The following is an 18,124-nucleotide window of genomic DNA, read 5'->3' as shown; positions in this document are numbered from 1 at the left end:
CGATGGTAGGCCCGTCCGGCGACCACAATGGCAGCCGGACGAGGAGGCGGCCGGTGGAGATCAGACAGCTCGAGGCCTTCGTGGCCGTGGCCGAGGAGCTGCACTTCGGCCGGGCCGCCGCGCGCCTGCACCTGGCCCAGTCGCCGCTGAGCCAGACCATCCGCAAGCTGGAACGCGACCTCGGGGTCACCCTGTTCGACCGGAGCACCCGCAGCGTGGCCCTCACCCCGGCCGGAGCGGCCCTGCTGCCGCACGCGCACCGCGTGTTCGAGGAGCTCGAACTCGGCCGGCAGGCCACCCGGGCGGTCTCCGGCGAGGTCTACGGCACCGTCACCATCGGCTTCTCCGGGGCGCTGAACCACCGCACGCTGCCGCCGCTGACCCGGGCCGTGCGCCGCCGGTACCCGCAGGTCACCCTGCACCTGGTCGCCGGCGTCCTGACCGGCGACGGGGTCGCGCAGATCGAACGGGGCGCCCTGGACCTGGCCTTCGTCGCGCTGCCGCTCGACCCGTCCCCCCGGGTCCGTAGCCGGCTGATCGCCCGGGAACCGCTGGGCGTCGCGCTGCCGACCGACCACCCCAGGGCCGGGGACGAATCGATCGACCTGCGCGACCTGGCCGACGACGACTTCATCACCATCCCCGCGGCCTCCGGCTCCGGGCTGCGGGAGGCGGCCATGCGGGCCTGCATCACCGCCGGCTTCCGCCCCCGGGTGGTGCAGGAGATCACCGACCCGTTCATGATCCTCACCCTGGTCGCGGCCGGGGTCGGGGTATCGCTGATCTCCGACGGGGTCGCCCGCGTGATGCCATCGGGCTCGGTGTTCGTGCCGCTGACCGGGCCGCCGATCCACCTGGACCACGCCCTGGCCTGGGCCGCGGACAACCCGTCGCCGGTGCTGCGGGCGGTGCTCGAGGTGGCCGATGAGGTCATGCCGACCCCCGCCTGACCGGCGGCGTGGTGGGCCGAATTAAGCAGCTGACAGTCAAAGTGTATGACTGATTCAGTGTTGGACGCGACAGACTGCCGCGTGGGACCGTCGATCCATGCCAGCCACCGACACCGACGTCAGCCCGCATTCCGACCCTGCCGCACCGTGGGACGAGCAGGTCGACCTGCTCGTGCTGGGGACCGGGGCCGGCGGCCTCTCGGCCGCCGTGACCGGTGCGCACGAGGGCCTGTCGGTCCTGGTCCTGGAGAAGACCGAGTTCCTCGGCGGCACCACCGCCTACTCCGCCGGGACCTGCTGGATCCCCGACAACCACTTCCAGCGGGCGGCCGGGGTCACCGACGACGCGCAGGTCGCCGCCGGGTACCTGGACCGCCTGGTCGGTGACAAGGCGCCCCGCGAGCTGCGCGAGTCCTACCTGCGCAACGGCAGGAGGGCGGTCGACTACTTCGACCGGATCGGCGTGCGGTTCTGGCACTCCAGGACCGTCGTCGACTACCACCCCGAGATCGAGGGAGCGAGCCTGGGTGGCCGGGCGTTGGAACCGCAGACGTTCGACGGCCGGATCCTGGGCCGGGAGAACTTCGGCCGCGTCCGGCCGCCGGTGCCCGAGTTCGCCCTGTTCGGCGGCACGATGATGGTCCGTCGGGCCGAGGTCAACCAGCTGCTCACGCTGCTGGAGGGGTCGCCGAAGGCGCTGCCGCTCGCGCTGCGGCTGGGCGCGCGGTGGGCCCGGGACCGGCTGACCTACCGCCGCGGCACCCGGCTGGCGATGGGCAACGCCCTCGTCGCCGCCCTGTTCCACCGGCTGCTGGAGCGCGACGGCCGGGTCTGGTTCCACGCCACCGCCACCCGGTTGGAGACCGGCCCGGACGGCCGGGTCGTCGGCGCCGTCGTGGCCTACGGCGGCCGCGAGCTGCGGGTCCGGGCGCGGCGCGGCGTGGTGCTGGCCGGTGGCGGGTTCGCCGCCGGACCCCGGTGGCGCAGCGAGCACCTGCCGCACCTGACGCCGCAGTACACCCGGGCCGCCGAGGGCTCGACCGGCGACACCCTGTCGCTCGGGCAGTCCGTCGGCGGGGCGTTGAGCGCGCCGCAGGACGACAACGCGTTCTGGTTCCCCTCCTCCGTGGCCCGCCGGAAGGACGGCTCGGTCGCGGTCTTCCCGCACATCTGGGACCGGTCCAAGCCCGGCATCGTCGCGGTCGACGCCGCCGGCCGCCGGTTCGTCGACGAGTCCGTGTCGTACCACCGGTTCGTGCGGGCCATGTACGCCGCGGACGCGATCCCGGCGTGGCTGGTGATCGACTCCCGGTCGCTGCACCGGTACGGGCTGGGGATGATCCGGCCCCACCTGCCGCGGCCCCTCCTGCGCAAGTACCTGGCCCGCGGCTACCTGCACACCGCCCCCACGATCGGCGAGCTCGCCGCGCGGATCGGGGTCGACACCGCCGGGCTGGCCCGGACGGTCGCCGAGAACAACCGGGCCGCGGCCACCGGGGTGGACACCGGGTTCGGCAAGGGCACCAGCCCGTTCGGCCTGCAGTACGGCGATCCCGGGCACCGTCCCAATCCCAGCCTCGGCCCCATCGAGCGGGCGCCGTTCTACGCGATCGCGGTGCTCCCGACGCCGCTGGGCACGGCGCTGGGCCTGCGCACCGACGGCGACGCCCAGGTGCTGGATGCCGCCGGCACCCCGATTCCCGGGCTGTACGCCTGCGGCAACGACGCCGCGTCGATGAGCGCCGCCGAGTACCCCGGTGCCGGCTGCCAGGTCGGTGGTGGGCTGACCTTCGGGTGGGTCGCCGCCCGGCACGCCGCCGCCGCGTCCCCGTCCATCGCCCTGGCCGCCCCGACCACCGCTGCGACCCCCGCTGCGACCACCGCCCCGCCGGCCGATCGCACCCGGCGCCCCCTGACCTCCGTGGAGACCCCGTGACCACCGCCTACCCGCCGCTGTCCGGCGAGACCCTCGTCGTGCCCATCGTGGGTGACCCGATCGCCCAGGTGAAGTCCCCGGACGGCATCACCCGGGCGTTCGCCGCCCGTGGCCGCCCCGCGGTCGTCGTGCCCCTGCAGATCACCGGTGAGCACCTGGACGCGCTGATCGCCGGCCTGCTCCCGTCCGGCAGCATCGCCGGCGTCATCGCCACCGTGCCGCACAAGTTCGGCCTGACGCCGCATTGCGCCACGCTCACCGACCGGGCCGCGTTCCTCGGCTCGGTCAACGTCGCCCGGCGCAACCCCGACGGAACGCTGCACGGCGACCAGGTCGACGGCGCGGCCTACGTCGCCGCCGTCATCGCCAACGGCGGCGACCCGCGCGGCGCCCGCGTGCTGCAGATCGGTGCCGGCGGGGCCGGGACCGCGATCGCGTTGGCCCTGCTGGAGGCGGGCGCCGCGTACCTGGCCCTGCACGACGCCGATCCGGCCCGCCGCGACGCGCTGATCACCCGGCTCCGGGAGCGCTTCGGGAACCGGGTCGGCGCCGGGTCGGACGATCCGACCGGCTTCGACCTCGTCGCCCACGCCACGCCGATGGGCATGCGGCCCGGGGATCCGCTTCCGGTCGACGTGGCCCGGCTCTCGCCGTCCACCTTCGTCGCCGACGTCGTCACCCGGCCCGCGGTGCCGCCGCTGATCGAGGCCGCCCGTGCGCTGGGCTGCGGCACTTCGACCGGATCCGACATGTTCGCCGCGGTGTCCGAGCTGATCACCGACTTCCTGGTCGCCGATGGCCTGCTGGCCGGGGGTGATCCGGCATGACCGCGTCGAACCCGGGGCCGATCTCCGCCCCTGCCTCCGGACCGATCTGCGTGGCCGTCCCGCCCGGCCCGCCCCGCCGCGTGGACGTCGCGGTCGTCGGCAGCGGGGCGGCCGGCCTGGTCGCCGCCTGCCGGGCCGCCGACGGCGGGCGTTCCGTCGTCGTGCTGGAGAAGGCCGACCTGCTGGGCGGCACGTCCGCGATCTCCGGCGGCGTCGCCTGGATGCCCAACCACCACCTGATGGGGCCGGAGTTCCCCGACTCGGCGCCGGCCGCGTTGACCTACCTGACCGCGGCCACCGGCGGGACGGTGCCGGCCGACGTCCTGCGCTGGTACATCGAGACCGCGGGCCAGGCCGTGCGCTGGCTCGACGAGCACACGCGGGTCCGGCTCACCGCGCTGCCGAGGCCCGACTACCACACCGAGTGGGCCGGTGCGGCGCGCGGCCGGGGGCTGGACAACCTGCCGTTCGACGGCACCGCGCATCCCGGCCTGACCGCCCGCATCCGCCCGCCGACGTACTTCCCGTCGCTGACCATGACCGAACGGGATGCCATGGCGGCCAGCGGGTTCGACGCCGAGCTGATCGCCCGCCGGGACGCCGACGGCACCCGGACGATGGGCGGTGCGCTGATCGCGGCGCTGCTCGTGTCGGCCGCGGATCGCGGCGTCGAGGTGCTCGCCGGCTGCGGTGTCGACGACCTGCGGCGGACCGCCGACGGCTGGGACCTGACCACGGGGCAGGGCCCCGTGAGCGCGGGTGCCGTCGTGCTGGCCACCGGCGGGTTCGAGTGGAACCCGCGGCTGCAGCAGGCGTTTCTGCCGAACCCGGTGACCCCGATCAGCGCCCCCGGCAACACCGGGGACGGGCTGGAGCTGGGCCTGGCCGCGGGCGGCGCCGTCGACGTGATGCGCGCGGTCTGGGGCGTGCCGGTGCTCCAGGACCCCGCCCACGTCTACGACGGCCGGCCGTCCGGCCGGATGGCCAACGTCGAGCTGACCCTGCCCGGGTCGATCATGGTGAACGCCGCCGGCCGGCGGTTCGTCAACGAGGCCGTCAACTACCACGACCTGAACAAGGTGTTCCGCACGATCGACCCGACCACCGGCGCCCACGCCAACATCCCGGCCTGGCTGATCGTGGACAGCGGCTACGTCGAGCGGTACTCCATCGGCGGCACGCCGGCCGGCCGGGTGCCGGACTGGGCGGTGAGCGGATCGACCGTCGAGGAGCTGGCGCAGGCCCTGGGCATCGACCCGTTCGCGCTGGCGCAGACCGTCACGGAGTTCAACAAGGACGCCGCCGACGGGCGGGACCCGCTGTTCCACCGGGGGGAGAGCGCCGCCGACCGGTACCTGGGCGACCCGCGGCGGCCGCACCCGTGCCTGGCGCCGCTGGCCGACGGCCCGTTCCACGCCGTCCCGATCCGGCCCGGCACCCTGGGCACCTGTGGCGGGCTCGTCACCGACGAGGCCGGCCGGGTGCTGGACCGGCGGGGCGAGCCGGTCGGCGGCCTCTACGCCGCCGGCAACGTGGCCGCCACCGTCTTCGCCGACGCCTACCCCGGCGGCGGCGCCACCCTCGGCTCGGCGATCACCCGCGCCTACGCCGTCGGCCGCGCGCTCGCCGGCACCCGCTGACGGCACCTGCTGCCGACCCCGCCGAGGACACCCGCCGACGGCACCCGCTGACGGCACCCGCTGACGACCCCGACCCCACCGAAAGGACTCCCGATGGCCCTGCACGCCGTCCTTTACCGCTACGCCGACGACCCCGCCCGGCTGGACGAGCACCGGCCGCGGCACAAGGACTACCTGGCCTCGCTGTTCGAGCAGGGGCGCATCGTCATCAGCGGGCCGCTGACCACCGGCGGCCCCGGCGCCCTGCTGATCCTGGACGCCGACGACGAGGCGCACGTCGCCGCCCTGCTCGACGGCGATCCGTTCTGGGGCCTTGGCCTGATCGCCGACCGGCAGATCCGCGGCTGGAGCCCGTTCTTCGGCGCGGCCAAGCTGACCCCCACCGCGGTTGGCTGATCAAACCCGCGCCAAGACCGGACATATCCGACGCCAGCCGCGGCTTTGATCAGCGAACCCGTGGCCGCCCCGCGCCTTCGCTGATCAAACCCGCGCCAAGACCGGACATATCCGACGCCAGCCGCGGCTTTGATCAGCGAACCCGGGTGGGGCGGACGGCGGCGCCCCGCCTCCGGATGAACGGGGGCGGGGCGCCGGGAGCGAGGGTGCGGTCAGGCCAGCGCGGCCGCGGCCTGCGCGAGCGGGGTCGCGACGGGCACGAGCCGGGTCAGCTGGGTGACATGGCGCGGTTCCAGCTCGTCCAGCGTGGAGACGCCGAGCAGGGCCATGGTGCGCTCGATCTCGCTGCGCAGGATGGCGAACTTCCGGTCAACGCCCCGGCGGCCGCCGGCCATGAGGCCGTACAGGTAGGCCCGGCCGACCAGGGTGAACTTCGCACCCAGGGCGATCGACGAGACGATGTCGGCGCCGTTCATGATGCCGGTGTCGATCATGACGGTGGCGTCCCGGCCGACCTCGCGGACGACCTGCGGGAGCAGGTGGAACGGGATCGGCGCGCGGTCGAGCTGCCGCCCGCCGTGATTGGACAGGATGATGCCGTCGACGCCCTCGTCGATCAGCCGCACGGCGTCGGGCACGTTCTGCACGCCCTTGACCAGCAGCTTGCCGGGCCACATCTCGCGGATGACCTTCAGGTCGTCGTAGGAGATGGTCGGGTCCATCGCCGAGTTGAGCAGGTCCCCGACGGTGCCGCCGGTGGAGGACAACGAGGCGAACTCCAGGGTCGGGGTGGTGAGGAAGTCGATCCACCACCACGGCCGGGGCAGGGCGTTGAGGATGGTGCCCGGGGTCAGCTGCGGCGGGATGGAGAAGCCGTTGCGCTTGTCCCGCATCCGGTAGCCGGCCACCGGGGTGTCCACGTTGAACATCAGGGTGTCGAAGCCGGCCCGGGCGGCCCGCTCGACCAGCCCGTAGGAGATCTCCCGCTGCCGCATGACGTAGAGCTGGAACCAGTTGCGGCCGTGCGGGTTCGCCGCCTTGACGTCCTCGATGGACGAGGTGCCCAGGGTCGACAGGGTGAACGGGATGCCGGCCGCGCCGGCGGCGCCGGCCCCGGCGATCTCGCCCTCGGTGTGCATGAGGCGGGTGAACCCAGTGGGGGCGATGCCGAACGGCAGGGCGCTGGTGTCGCCCAGGATGGTGGTGGCGGTGTTCACGTTCGGCGCGGGACGCAGGATGTCGGGGTGGAACTCGACGTCCTCGAACGCCTTCCGCGCCCGGCTCAGCGACAGCTCGGCCTCGGCGGCCCCGTCGGTGTAGTCGAATGCCGCGGCCGGCGTGCGTCGCTTGGCGATCGTGCGCAGGTCGTAGATCGTCAGCGCCTTGTCCAGACGACGCTTGCGGCCGTTCAGCTCCGGCTTCTTGAACTTCATCAGCTCGGCGAGCTCGGCGGGCTTGGGGAACTGGCGCTTGACCATGCAGGGATTCCTTTTCGACGGTGAATTGGACGGTGGGTACATATGGTCTGACCATATGTGGTCTGACCAAGAGACTAGGGGCTGTCGGCTCACCGGTCAATGACCAATTTCCCGCGGACATCCGGGCCCGGAACGCCGAAACGCCCCGCGTCGGGAAGGACGCGGGGCGCTCGGGACAGGCGGTGGAACGACGGTGCGGTCAGAAGGCCGCCTCGGCGACCTCCATCAGCGACAGATCGGCGTGCTCGATGACGCCCCGCCGGGCGGTCAGCTCGGGCAGCACCGACCGGGAGAACCAGCGGGCCACGGCCAGCTTGCCGGCGTAGAAGTCGGCGTCCTTGGGCGCGGCGCCGGCGTCGAGCGCCGCCTGCGCGACCAGCGCCTGCCGCAGCAGCAGGTAGCCGATCATCAGGTCGCCCACGCTCATCAGCAGGGCGACGGCGTGCTCGCCGACCTTGTAGACCGACTCGGGCTCGCGCATCGCCTGCATCGCGTAGCCGACGAGGGTGGCGACCATCGCCTGCACGTCGGCCAGGGCGGTCCCGAGCAGGCCCAGCTCCTCCTTGAGGCGCCCGTCGGTGGTCTCGGACAGGCTGGTCCGGACGAACGCGGCGATCTCCCCGGCCACGGTGCCGAGGGCGACCCCGTTGTCCTTGACGATCTTGCGGAAGAAGAAGTCCTGAGCCTGGATCGCGGTGGTGCCCTCGTACAGGGTGTCGATCTTGGCGTCCCGGATGTACTGCTCGATCGGGTAGTCCTGGGTGTAGCCGGAGCCGCCGAACACCTGCAGGGACAGGGCCAGGTTCTCGTACGCCCGCTCGGATCCGACGCCCTTGACGATGGGCAGCAGCAGGTCGTTGACGTGCACGGCCGTGGCCAGGTCGGCCCCGTCGAGCTCACCGCCGGCGATGCGGTCCTGCCAGGACGCGGTGTACAGGTAGACCGCCCGCAGGCCCTCGGCATAGGCCTTCTGCCGCATGAGGATTCGCCGCACGTCCGGGTGGTGGATGATCGTCACCCGCGGGGCGGTCTTGTCGGCGGCCCGGGTCAGGTCGGCGCTCTGCACCCGCTCCTTGGCGTAGGCCAGGGCGTTGAGGTAACCGGTGGACAGGGTGGCGATCGCCTTGGTGCCGACCATCATCCGGGCGTACTCGATCACCTGGAACATCTGCGCGATGCCGTCGTGCTTCTCGCCCAGCAGGTAGCCGACCGCCGGGGTGCCGTTGATGCCGAACGACAGCTCGCAGGTCGTCGAGACCTTCAGCCCCATCTTGTGTTCCACGTTGGTGACGTAGACGCCGTTGCGCTCGCCGAGTTCGCCGGTCGCGGGGTCGAAGTGGAACTTGGGCACGATGAACAGGCTCAGACCCTTGGTGCCGGGCCGGCTCTCGATGCCGTCACCCTCCGGCCGGGCGAGCACCAGGTGCACGATGTTCTCGGTCAGGTCCTGCTCGGCCGAAGTGATGAAACGCTTGACGCCCTCCAGGTGCCAGGTCCCGTCGGGCTGCCGGACGGCCTTCGTCCGGCCCGCGCCGACGTCGCTGCCGGCGTCCGGCTCGGTCAGCACCATCGTCGAGCCCCACTGCTTCTCGATCATCGTCATCGCCATCTGCTGCTGCTCGGGAGTGCCGTTGCGGTGCAGGACCGCGCCGAAGTTCGGCCCGCCGGAGTACATGAACAGGGCCGGGTTGGCGCCCAGGATCAGCTCGGCGGCGGCCCAGCGCAGGCTCGGGGAGGCGCCGTAGCCGCCCAGCTCGGTGGGCAGCTCCAGGCGGTACCACTCGCCGTCGCGGATGGCCGCGTAGGACTTCTTGAACGACTCGGGCAGCGTGACGCTGAAGGTGGCCGGGTCGTAGACCGGGGGATGGCGGTCGGAGTCGACGAAGGACGCGGCGACCGGACCGGCCGCGACCTCCTCGAACTGGTGCAGCACGTCGCGGGCGGTGTCGGCGTCCATCTCGGCGAACGGGCCCCGGCCCATCCGTTGGCCGGCGCCGAGCACCTCGAAGAGGTTGAACTCCAGGTCGCGGAGGTTGGAACGGTAATGGCTCATCCTTGAGCTCCCTTGGAGATCGAGTCGCGTGGCCGGCGGTTCGAAGATCCGGTCGGCGGTGGTCCCACCCCGACCATTGTTAACCCAGGTTATTACCGGCCAGTAACTTGTGCAAGGAAGATCGCCCCGGCCCGGTCCGCGTCACCGGGCCGGGAGCTCCGGCAGCTGCAGCGCGACACCTCCGGCGGAGCCCAGATGCACGGTGCACCGGCCCTTTCCGACCCGCCGGTAGCCGGCCGGGAACTGGCCGGTGACAGGGTTGCGGCCGTGGAACCAGCGACCCTGGACGTCCAGCCAGAGCTCGTCACCGGCCCGGAATCGGGTGGCCGACGGCAGCAGGCCGATCTCCAGGCGCACCGGGATCCCGGGAGTCAGCGGCGATCGCGTGGTGTGCGGGTGGAACGGCTCGCCCGGCCGGGACCGGGCCTCGTCGATCGCGCGGTGCGAGGCCAGCAGCATGCCGTGGCTCACGCCGTCGCCGAGGAAGCCGTAGGAGCCCTCGAAGGTGACCTCCCGGCCGTCCCGGACCTTGCGCACGGCGGCGAAGACCGACAGGTCGTCGCCGCGGTCGATCGACAGGTGCAGCACCACGGACATCGGCCCGACGACGTCGACGTCGGTGGCGAACCGGTGGCGGAAGCGGGCCCGTCCCCGCCGGACCCCGAACGTGACGGTCCCCGGCTCCGGGTCGTCGCCGAGTGTGCCGTCGGCCCGGGCGTGCAGGGTCCGCCACCGGATATCGGCCGGCGGCCACCGGGTCTGCGTGGTCACCCGGGCGACGGTGGTCCGGTCCTCCCGGATCTCCAGCCGCACCGGCGGCTCCTGCCGCAGGCCGGTGTCCCGGTCCCGGAGGAACTCGTCGAAGAAGCGGGTCTGGACGGCCAGCGCGTCGGCCGAGTAGTAGGTGGCCCACTTGGGCCCGCGGTGCGTGTAGAGCCACCGGTGCGGTGAGGAGATCCGCCGGAAGCCGTCGAACGAGCCGCCGCTGTGCAGGTTGTGGTCGGAGAAGCTGCCGCAGACCAGGGTGGGCACGTCGATGCGCTCGATCGGGCGGTTCCGCTCGGTCCACCACGGGTCGACCATCGGCCGGCGTCGCGCCGGCCCCCGCAGATCGACGCGGCCCTTCGAGCGCCGCTCGGTCACCGTCGACCAGACCCGGAAGAAGCCGGTCTCGAGCACCCCGCCGGGCCGGGCGAAGTCGCGGTAGAGGTCGGTGAAGCCCTCCCACGGGCAGATCGCGGCCAGGTGCGGCGGGCGGGTGGACGCGCCGGCCCACTGGCTGATCGCCAGGTACGAGACCCCGCTCATGCCCACCCGGCCGGTGCTCCACGGCTGCGTCCCGGCCCACTCGATCAGGTCGTGCACGTCGTCGGCCTCCTGGGCGGACAGCACCGTCGGCTCGCCGCCGGAGTGCCCCCAGCCGCGCAGATCCGCGTTGACGACGGCGTAGCCGCGCCCGACCCAGTAGCCCGGGTCGGGCGACTCCCACGAGGTCCAGGCCGAGTGCGTGACCGGGGCCGTCCGCATCAGGCGGTACTGCACCGTGGCGCGGTAGCGGCCGCGGCGGGTGCGGTGCCGCAGCGGGATGTCGTCCTTGCCGTACAGGTGCGCGCACAGGATCACCGGCCACGGACCGCCCGTCGCCGGCCGGAACAGGTTCGCCCGCAGCCGGATCCCGTCGCGCATCGGGACCTCGACGTCCCAGTCCGCGATCGCGCCGGCCGGCGGGTCGGTGATGGTCACCGGTGGTCGGAGCAGGCGGCGCAGCATGATGGCGGCACGTTGTGGAGCGCCACTACGAGTCATAGCGTGACTCTAGGGCTATCGTGACCGCATGACCACCCCCCCGGCTCCGCCGGCGCCCGGCGCGGCTCCGGCCAGCCGGCAGAAGCGCACGGGTCAGGCCGTCCGGGATCGGTCCCGGCTGCGGTTGGTGGTCGCCGCCGGGGAGGTGTTCGCCGCCCGGGGCTACACCGGGGCCACGGTGCAGGCCATCGCCGACCGGGCCGGGGTCTCGCTGCAGACGCTCTACGCGGCGTGGGGGAGCAAGCGGGCGCTGCTGCGCGCGCACCTGGAGTTCACGATGACCGGGTCGGCGACCGCGGTGTCGGAGGGGCGCTGGGCGCCGACGGTGGGGGCCGAGCTGGAGGCCGCCGCCGCGCCCGATCCGGCCACCCGGCTGCGGGCGCTGGCCAGCTTCTTCCGATCGTTGGCCGAGCGGGTGGGACCGGTCTGGCGGCTCTACCGGGAGGCCGCGGCGGTCGACCCGGAGATCGCCACGGACCACGCCGAGCTGGAGCGGGGGCGCCGCCGGACCCTGACCGCGGCGCTGGCCGGGTTGGACGACGGGTGCTTGCGGCCCGGGCTGACCCGGTCGGCCGCGGTCGACACGCTGCTGGTGCTGGCCGGCCCGGCGACCTACGAGACGCTGGTGGAGGGCCGGGGTTACTCGCTGGACGAGTTCGAGGCCTGGCTGGCCGGCACGCTGATCGCGACCCTGCTGCGATCGCCGGACGCTGCGGGAGCCGGCTGACGCACCGGTGCGCGCCGGTGCGGTCGGTGCGGTCGGTGCGTCGGGTCGGGCCGCGAGGCCGTCGGGCCGGGTCGGTGACGACCGGGCGGGCTGCGGTGGTCGCGGGTGATCAGGCCCGGTGGGATCGGGAGGGGTCGGTGGGGCCGGCCGCGGATGGGGCCGGGCCGGTCATCGCTGCTCGTCCGCGGGGGTGCCGCGGCGCGCCCGGTAGGCCGCGGCCGCCATCCGGTTCCCGCAGCCCGACTCGCAGAACCGCCGGGACCGGTTCTTCGACAGGTCGACCACCACGTCGCGGCAGTCCGGGGCCTGGCAGATGCGCAGGCGGGCGAGCTCGCCGACGCGCACCACGTCGACCATCGCCATGGCCGCCTCCACCGCCATCCGGTCGGGCAGCGGCGCGTCCTGGTCGGTGGCGTGCAGGTGGTAGTCCCACCCGTCGTGCTTCACCAGCTGGGGCAGCGCCCGGAACTCGCGCAGCAGCCCGTTGACGATCTCGACGACCCCGTCCTCGTCGACCTCCCAGATCCGGCGCAGCCGGGGCCGCAGGGCGCGCACCGCGGCCAGCTCCTCCGCGCTGCGGCAGTGCCGTCCGGACCACCCCCACGACGTCACGAACGCGTCGAGGTCGGCGATCGTCGCGAGCTCCTCGGGGTCGTCGTCCCCGGGCGCGGTGTTGACCAGCGCCGCGGCAGCCGCCAGCGCCACCTCTGTGTCATGGGCAAAGACCACATTGACTCCTGATGGCGGGCGACTCTAGTGTCATCAGCGTAACCCGCGATGACCCATGACGAGACGAATCGGGAGGTGTCCGATGACCCACGATCACACCCCGAGCCCGACCGCTCCGCGCCGAGCGCGGTTCGGCCTGCTGCTCGCGCTGCTGACGGCGGCGGCGTTCGGCACCTCCGGCGCGTTCGCCCGGTCGCTGATCGACGCCGGCTGGTCGCCGTCGTCGGCGGTCACCGCGCGGGTGACCATCGCGGCGGCCGTGCTGCTGGTGCCCGGCCTGATCGCCCTGCGCGGTCGCTGGCGGGTGCTGCGGCGCAACCTGCCGATCATCCTGATCTTCGGCCTCGTGGCCATCGCCGGCTGCCAGGTCGCGTACTTCACCGCCGTCCAGCACCTGTCGGTCGGCGTCGCGCTGCTGCTGGAGTACATGGGCATCGTGCTCGTGGTCGGCTGGCTGTGGGCCCGGCACCGCCAGCGGCCGCGGGCGCTGACCATCGCCGGCACGGTGGTCTCGGTGCTGGGGCTGGCGCTCGTGCTGGATCTGGCCGGTGACGCGACCGTCGACCTGGTCGGCGTGTTCTGGGGGCTGGTCGCCGCCGTCGGCCTGGCCGTGTTCTTCGTCCTGTCGGCCAAGAGCGATCCCGAGCTGCCGCCGATCGTGCTGGCCGGCGGCGGGATGACGGTCGGTGCGGTCGCCCTGCTGGCGCTCAGCGCGGTCGGCGTGCTGCCGGTCGCCGCGAACACCGACGACGTGGTGTTCGCCGGCCACGACGTGCCCTGGTGGGTGCCGGTGGTCGGGCTCTCGCTGGTCGCCGCGGTGCTGGCCTACGTCGTCGGCATCATGGCCGCGCGGGAGCTGGGCTCCAAGCTGGCCTCGTTCGTCGGCCTGACCGAGGTGCTGTTCGCGGTCTTCTTCGCCTGGCTGCTGTTGGGCCAGTTGCCGACGGTCGTGCAGCTCGTCGGCGGGGTGCTGATCGTCGCCGGCGTCGCGCTGGTGCGGGTCGACGAAATGCGTGGCGAGGTACTCGACGAGCCGGTGCTGCCGACCCCGGCCGGCTGACCGGCTGACCCGCCCCGGCCGGCCCGGGCGCCCTTCGCGGATGAAAACCGCGTCGAGAACGGACATAGCCGGCACCGACCGCGGATTTGATCAGCGAACCCGGCGGGGCGGGGGCCCGGCCCGGGGATCAGCGGGCCCGCCGGCGCGGGGAGTTGCCGTCGGCGATGGCGTCGATCAGGCCCTGCACGGCCTGGGCCGAGTGACCCTCGATGAACGCGTCGACGTGCGGCAGGGCGGCGGCCATGCCGCCGGCCAGAGGGGCGAAACCCGGTGCGGCCTTGCGCGGGTTCACCCAGATGACCCGGTGCGCGAGCCGGCGCAGCCGGGCCATCTGCTCGCCGAGCAGGACCGGATCGGCCCGTTCCCAGCCGTCGGAGACGATCACCACGACCGCCCCGCGGGCCATCCCCCGGCGGCCGCCGGTGTCCAGGAACTCCTTGACGGACGCCCCGATCCGGGTGCCGCCGGAGGCGTCCGGCGAGGCCGACATCGCCCGGGTGAGGCCCGTTTCGCGTGGCCCGCGGGCGAGCGACCGGGTGACCGGATGCAACCGGGTGGCGAACACGTAGGCGTGCGCCCGCGCGCCCAGGACGGCGCCCTGCAGCACCCGCAGGTACACCCGGGCGTAGGCCTGCATCGAGCCGGACACGTCGGCCAGCAGCACCACCCGGCGCGGCAGGGCCCGGCGCCGGCGCCGCACCCAGCGCACCGGATCGCCGCCGCTGCGGGCGGCCCGGCGCAGCGTGCGCCGCAGGTCGAGGGACCGGCCCGGACCCAGGGTCGGCTGCCAACGGGCCGGCCGGGTCGGCGCCACCAGGCGCATCCGGTCGACGATCCGGTTGAGTTCCGCGAGCTCGTCCGGGTCGCACTCGGCGAAGTCCTTGCCCAGCAGCAACTCGATCTCGGAGGCGACCGCGGCCGGCGCCGGCGGGGAGCCGTCGGGCTCGTCCTCCGGCTCGCCGGCCCGGTCGCCCACGGTCGTCGGGCCGGCCGGCCGGCTTGCCCCGTCCCCGGTCCGGTCGGGCTCGTCGGGCTCGTCGGGCGGTGCCGGGGGCGCGCCCGGGGGGCCGGCCAGGTGCGTGGCCGGGGCGTCGGGCTCGGGCGGGACCGTCGGGACCGGTGCGTGCGTCCCGAAGACCTCGGCGAACACCGTGTCGAAGACCGCCAGGTGGTCCGGCCGGTCGACCAGAGTGACCCGGGAGAGCCAGTACAGCTCGGGAACGGTGGCCGGGGCGCCGGCCGTCACCGCGCGGGTCCACCAGACCGCCCGGTGCACCGGCACCGGTACCCCGTTGGCGGCGAGCCGGCCCGCGAACCCCGCGCCCACCGTGGCCAGATCGGGGCCGGCGCCGGGGCCGGCTCGGCCGACGCCGGCCGGCGGCTCGGTTCGCCCGTCGTCGGTTCGCCTGTCGCCGGGCCGCCCGGTCGGCGGGTCAGACACCGATCAGCCGGCGCAAGCCGGCGGCGATCGCGGCCTCCTGGTCCTCCTTGTACTTCAGCACCGAGCCGAGGGTGGCGGCGGCCGTGTCGGCGTCGAGCGTCGGGTGCCCGAGCACCTGCAGCGCGCGCAGCCAGTCGATCACCTCGGCGGTGCCGGGCGGCTTCTGCAGGTCCAGGGTCCGGAGCCGGGCCGCGGCGGCGGCGACGGCGGTGGCCAGCGCCTCGTCGACGCCGGGCACCCGGGACCGGATGATCCGGACGACCCGGGCGACGTCCGGATGCTCGATCCAGTGGTAGAGGCACCGGCGTTTGAGCGCGTCGTGCACGTCCCGGGTGCGGTTCGACGTCAGGATGCAGATCGGCGGCACGGTGGCCCGCAGTGTCCCCAGCTCGGGCACGGTGACCGACTTCTCGGCCAGCATCTCCAGCAGGTATGCCTCGAAATGTTCGTCGGCCCGGTCGATCTCGTCGATCAGCAGGACGGCCGGGCGCGGGCCGGGGTGGGCCAGGGCCTGCAGCAGCGGGCGGTCGATGAGGAAGTCGCGGTCGAACAGGTCGCCGGTGGCGATCGGGCCGCCGGCGGCCTCGGCGACCCGGATGGCCAGCAGCTGCCGCGGGTAGTTCCATTCGTAGACGGCCTCGGCGATGTCGATGCCCTCGTAGCACTGCATCCGCAGCAACCGGGTGTCCAAGGCGGTGGCCAGGGCCAGCGCCGCGGACGTCTTGCCGACGCCGGCCTCACCCTCCAGCAGCAGGGGCTGGCCCAGCCGGGCGGCACAGAACAACGCCGTGGCCAACCCGTCGTCGGTCAGGTACCCGGTGTCCCGCATCAGCGCGGCCAGCGCGCCGACGTCCGGCAGCAGCTCGGGCAGGTCCGGCTCGGTCACGACTCAGGGTACCGAGCGGCCCCGGATCGGGCAGCCCGGAGCACGGGCACCTCCCCGAGCCCGCCGGGCGGGGGACGCGGGCTCAGCCGGGCCGGCGGACCTCGCGGTGTCCGGCGTCCAGCCGGCGGGTCCAGCCGCGGGCGTCCAGGTGCTCGAGCAGCGGGATGGCCACGCGGCGGGTGGTGGCCAGCGCGGCCCGGGCCTGGCTGGTGGTGAACGGCTGGGGCAGCCGGGCCAGCTCGCGCATGGCCAGCGCCGGGGCGGTCGGCAACACGACGATCCCGTCCCGCAGCCGCAGGATCCGTCCGGCCCGCTCGGCCGCGGCGAGCTCCCGCACGCCCAGCCGCAGCCCGGCCAGGTCCTCGGCCTCCGGAGCCGCGAACGGCGCCGCCGCCAGCCGGTGCTCCAGGCCGGCGATCGCCGCCTCGGCCGGCCCGAGGTCGGCGCGCCGGCCGGGCAAGCGGACCTGACCCCCGTCCTGCTCCAGCCCGGCGGCGGCCACCACCGAATCGAGCAGTGACGTGTCGGGCAGGTCCAGCAGATCGGTCGCGGCGCCGCGGGTCAGGCCGTCGGCCAACGGGTCCCGGTCGGCCAGGTCGGTCAGCGCCGACCGCAATCGCTCGGCCCAGGCCAGGTGCACGGGGGCGTGCACCCACCAGCCGTCCACCATCAGGACGCCGTCGGGGGGCGTCGGGGGGCCGGTCGGGTCGATCCCCCCACCATCGGGCGAGCCACCCGGTGAGCCGCCGAGCAGGCCGAGCCGTCGCAGCTGCCGCTCCGGGACGGCCCCGCGGCGGGCGACCTCGGCGAGCAGGTCGCCGGCCGGGTCGAGACCGGCCAGGACGTGACCGCGCCGGGCGGATGCGCCGCGCCGGCGCAGCTCGGGCGGGTCGGCGTCCAGCACCCGGGCGCCGCCGAGGATGCGCCGGGTGCCCGGGTTGCGCAGGACGAGCCGGTCCCCGACGACCAGCGGCAACGGCCGGGCCAGGGCGAGCCGGCCGTGGTCGTCGTCGAACGGTCGCAACCGGGCCGGCACCGCGGCGGTCCCGACGTGCACCGTCAGGTGCTCCGGGGCCTCGGTCAGGCCCGGGCCGGTGACCCGGCGCACGTCCAGCCGCGTGGTCACCGGCCAGACGTCCGGCGACACGACGACGTCGCCCCGGCGCACCTGGTCGGCCGACACGCCGCGCAGGTTGAGCGCCACCCGATCCACCGGTTCGAGCCGGTCGTGGGACTGCCCGCGGCTCTGCAGGCCCCGCACCGTGACCGCGTGCGGGCCGTCCCCCAGCACCTGGAGGTGGTCGCCCCGGGCGAGCCGGCCGGTGGCCAGGGTGCCGGTCACCACCGTGCCGGCCCCGGTGACGGTGAACGACCGGTCCACCCACAGGCGCAGCCGGGCGGCCGGATCCGGGGGCGGCAGCCCGGCCAGCACACCGTCCAGCACCCGGCGCAGGTCGGGCAGGCCGCGCCCGTCGACCGCGGAGACGACGACGGCCGGCGCCGCCTGCAGACCCGTGCCGGTGAGCTCGGCGCGGGTCTGGGCGAGGGCGGCCGCGCCGCCGTCGGTCACCCGGTCGGCCCGGCTGATCACGATCACCCCGGCGTCGATGCCCAGCGCCGCCACCGCGTCCCGGTGATCGCTCGACTGGGCCCGCCAGCCCTCGTCGGCGGCCACGACGAAGCACACCACCGGCGCCGGGCCCAACCCGGCCAACATGTTGCCGAGAAACCTCTCGTGCCCGGGAACGTCGACGAACGCCACCGCCCGGCCGGACGGCAGGGTCGTCCACGCGAACCCCAGGTCGATGGTCAGGCCCCGGCGCCGCTCCTCGGCCCAGCGATCGGGCTCCATCCCGGTGAGCGCGCGGACCAGGGTGCTCTTGCCGTGGTCGACGTGTCCGGCGGTCGCGACCACGTGCAGCGGGCCGGCCATGCGTCAGGCCCCCGCCGCGGGCGGGCCGGTCCCGGGGCCTTCCTTCCCGGGGCCGTCGATCCCGGGGCCAGCGATCCCGCGGCCATCGTGCCCGGGGGCATCGTTCGAGGCGTCGACGGTCGCGCCCGCGTGCGCCCCGGCGGCCCGGGGAACGGCCTCGGGCCCGCCGGCTCGCCCGACCGGATCCGCGCCGGCGGGCGGGCCGGTCGATCCGAGCGCCGCGAGGATCGCCGCGAGCAGCACCTCGTCGTCGGTCTCGGGG

At 74.3% G+C, this 18,124-nt stretch carries 14 protein-coding genes and 1 pseudogene; 7 read left to right on the top strand and 8 right to left on the bottom strand.

Annotation, left to right across the window (positions count from 1 at the left end):
• The first annotated feature begins 53 nt into the window (after positions 1 to 53).
• From ACOJUF_RS15745 to ACOJUF_RS15725, 5 genes are all read left to right on the top strand, one after another.
• Positions 54 to 950 carry a LysR family transcriptional regulator gene (locus ACOJUF_RS15745; protein WP_420122774.1) on the top strand — a complete coding sequence of 299 codons (897 nt, stop codon included), beginning with the start codon at positions 54 to 56 and terminating at the stop codon, positions 948 to 950.
• Positions 951 to 1,047: 97 nt separating this feature from the next.
• Positions 1,048 to 2,886: an FAD-binding protein gene (locus ACOJUF_RS15740; protein WP_420122773.1), complete on the top strand. Its 1,839-nt coding sequence runs from the start codon at positions 1,048 to 1,050 to the stop codon at positions 2,884 to 2,886.
• Entirely contained in the window at positions 2,883 to 3,713 is an 831-nt protein-coding gene (locus ACOJUF_RS15735; RefSeq protein WP_420122772.1) for a shikimate dehydrogenase family protein, read from the top strand. The genes ACOJUF_RS15740 and ACOJUF_RS15735 overlap by 4 nt, the downstream gene beginning before the upstream one ends.
• The gene (locus tag ACOJUF_RS15730) at positions 3,710 to 5,353 is read left to right on the top strand and encodes an FAD-dependent oxidoreductase (RefSeq protein WP_420122771.1); all 1,644 of its coding nucleotides are present in this window, start codon (positions 3,710 to 3,712) and stop codon (positions 5,351 to 5,353) included. Before ACOJUF_RS15735 ends, ACOJUF_RS15730 begins: the two co-directional genes overlap by 4 nt.
• Before the next feature lie 93 nt (positions 5,354 to 5,446).
• The gene (locus tag ACOJUF_RS15725) at positions 5,447 to 5,749 is read left to right on the top strand and encodes a YciI family protein (protein WP_420122770.1); all 303 of its coding nucleotides are present in this window, start codon (positions 5,447 to 5,449) and stop codon (positions 5,747 to 5,749) included.
• Positions 5,750 to 5,961: 212 nt separating this feature from the next.
• Here ACOJUF_RS15725 and ACOJUF_RS15720 read toward each other — a convergent pair whose 3' ends face one another.
• The 3 genes from ACOJUF_RS15720 to ACOJUF_RS15710 all read right to left on the bottom strand — a co-directional run bounded on the left by ACOJUF_RS15720 (position 5,962) and on the right by ACOJUF_RS15710 (position 11,086).
• Positions 5,962 to 7,227, bottom strand: coding sequence for an alpha-hydroxy acid oxidase (locus tag ACOJUF_RS15720; protein ID WP_420122769.1), 1,266 nt, complete (start codon positions 7,225 to 7,227; stop codon positions 5,962 to 5,964).
• Positions 7,228 to 7,426: 199 nt separating this feature from the next.
• Complete coding sequence (locus tag ACOJUF_RS15715) at positions 7,427 to 9,280, bottom strand: acyl-CoA dehydrogenase (protein ID WP_420122768.1); 1,854 nt, start codon at positions 9,278 to 9,280, stop codon at positions 7,427 to 7,429.
• Between the two features lie 141 nt (positions 9,281 to 9,421).
• Entirely contained in the window at positions 9,422 to 11,086 is a 1,665-nt protein-coding gene (locus tag ACOJUF_RS15710; protein WP_420122767.1) for a CocE/NonD family hydrolase, read from the bottom strand.
• A 28-nt stretch (positions 11,087 to 11,114) separates the two neighbouring features.
• Here ACOJUF_RS15710 and ACOJUF_RS15705 point away from each other — a divergent pair, with 28 nt between their 5' ends.
• Positions 11,115 to 11,813: a TetR/AcrR family transcriptional regulator gene (locus ACOJUF_RS15705; protein ID WP_420122766.1), complete on the top strand. Its 699-nt coding sequence runs from the start codon at positions 11,115 to 11,117 to the stop codon at positions 11,811 to 11,813.
• 168 nt (positions 11,814 to 11,981) lie between these two features.
• Here the strand turns inward: ACOJUF_RS15705 and ACOJUF_RS15700 are convergent, their stop codons facing one another.
• Complete coding sequence (locus ACOJUF_RS15700; protein ID WP_420122765.1) at positions 11,982 to 12,542, bottom strand: CGNR zinc finger domain-containing protein; 561 nt, start codon at positions 12,540 to 12,542, stop codon at positions 11,982 to 11,984.
• 82 nt (positions 12,543 to 12,624) lie between these two features.
• Here ACOJUF_RS15700 and ACOJUF_RS15695 point away from each other — a divergent pair, with 82 nt between their 5' ends.
• Positions 12,625 to 13,602 (top strand): EamA family transporter, encoded by a 978-nt coding sequence (locus ACOJUF_RS15695; RefSeq protein WP_420122764.1) that lies wholly within the window; start codon positions 12,625 to 12,627, stop codon positions 13,600 to 13,602.
• 127 nt (positions 13,603 to 13,729) lie between these two features.
• Here the strand turns inward: ACOJUF_RS15695 and ACOJUF_RS15690 are convergent, their stop codons facing one another.
• The 4 genes and pseudogenes from ACOJUF_RS15690 to ACOJUF_RS15675 all read right to left on the bottom strand — a co-directional run.
• Positions 13,730 to 14,929, bottom strand: a complete 1,200-nt coding sequence (locus tag ACOJUF_RS15690) for a vWA domain-containing protein (protein ID WP_420122763.1) — start codon at positions 14,927 to 14,929, stop codon at positions 13,730 to 13,732.
• A 106-nt stretch (positions 14,930 to 15,035) separates the two neighbouring features.
• Complete coding sequence (locus ACOJUF_RS15685) at positions 15,036 to 15,872, bottom strand: AAA family ATPase (RefSeq protein ID WP_420122786.1); 837 nt, start codon at positions 15,870 to 15,872, stop codon at positions 15,036 to 15,038.
• 139 nt (positions 15,873 to 16,011) lie between these two features.
• The gene (gene selB / locus ACOJUF_RS15680; RefSeq protein WP_420122762.1) at positions 16,012 to 17,862 is read right to left on the bottom strand and encodes a selenocysteine-specific translation elongation factor; all 1,851 of its coding nucleotides are present in this window, start codon (positions 17,860 to 17,862) and stop codon (positions 16,012 to 16,014) included.
• 3 nt (positions 17,863 to 17,865) lie between these two features.
• A pseudogene (locus tag ACOJUF_RS15675) lies at positions 17,866 to 18,124 on the bottom strand (hypothetical protein); the annotation flags it as partial.

Source organism: Nakamurella sp. (assembly GCF_048594475.1).
Classification (GTDB): Bacteria; Actinomycetota; Actinomycetes; order Mycobacteriales; family Nakamurellaceae; genus Nakamurella.
This window is presented reverse-complemented; position numbering and strand designations above follow the sequence as displayed.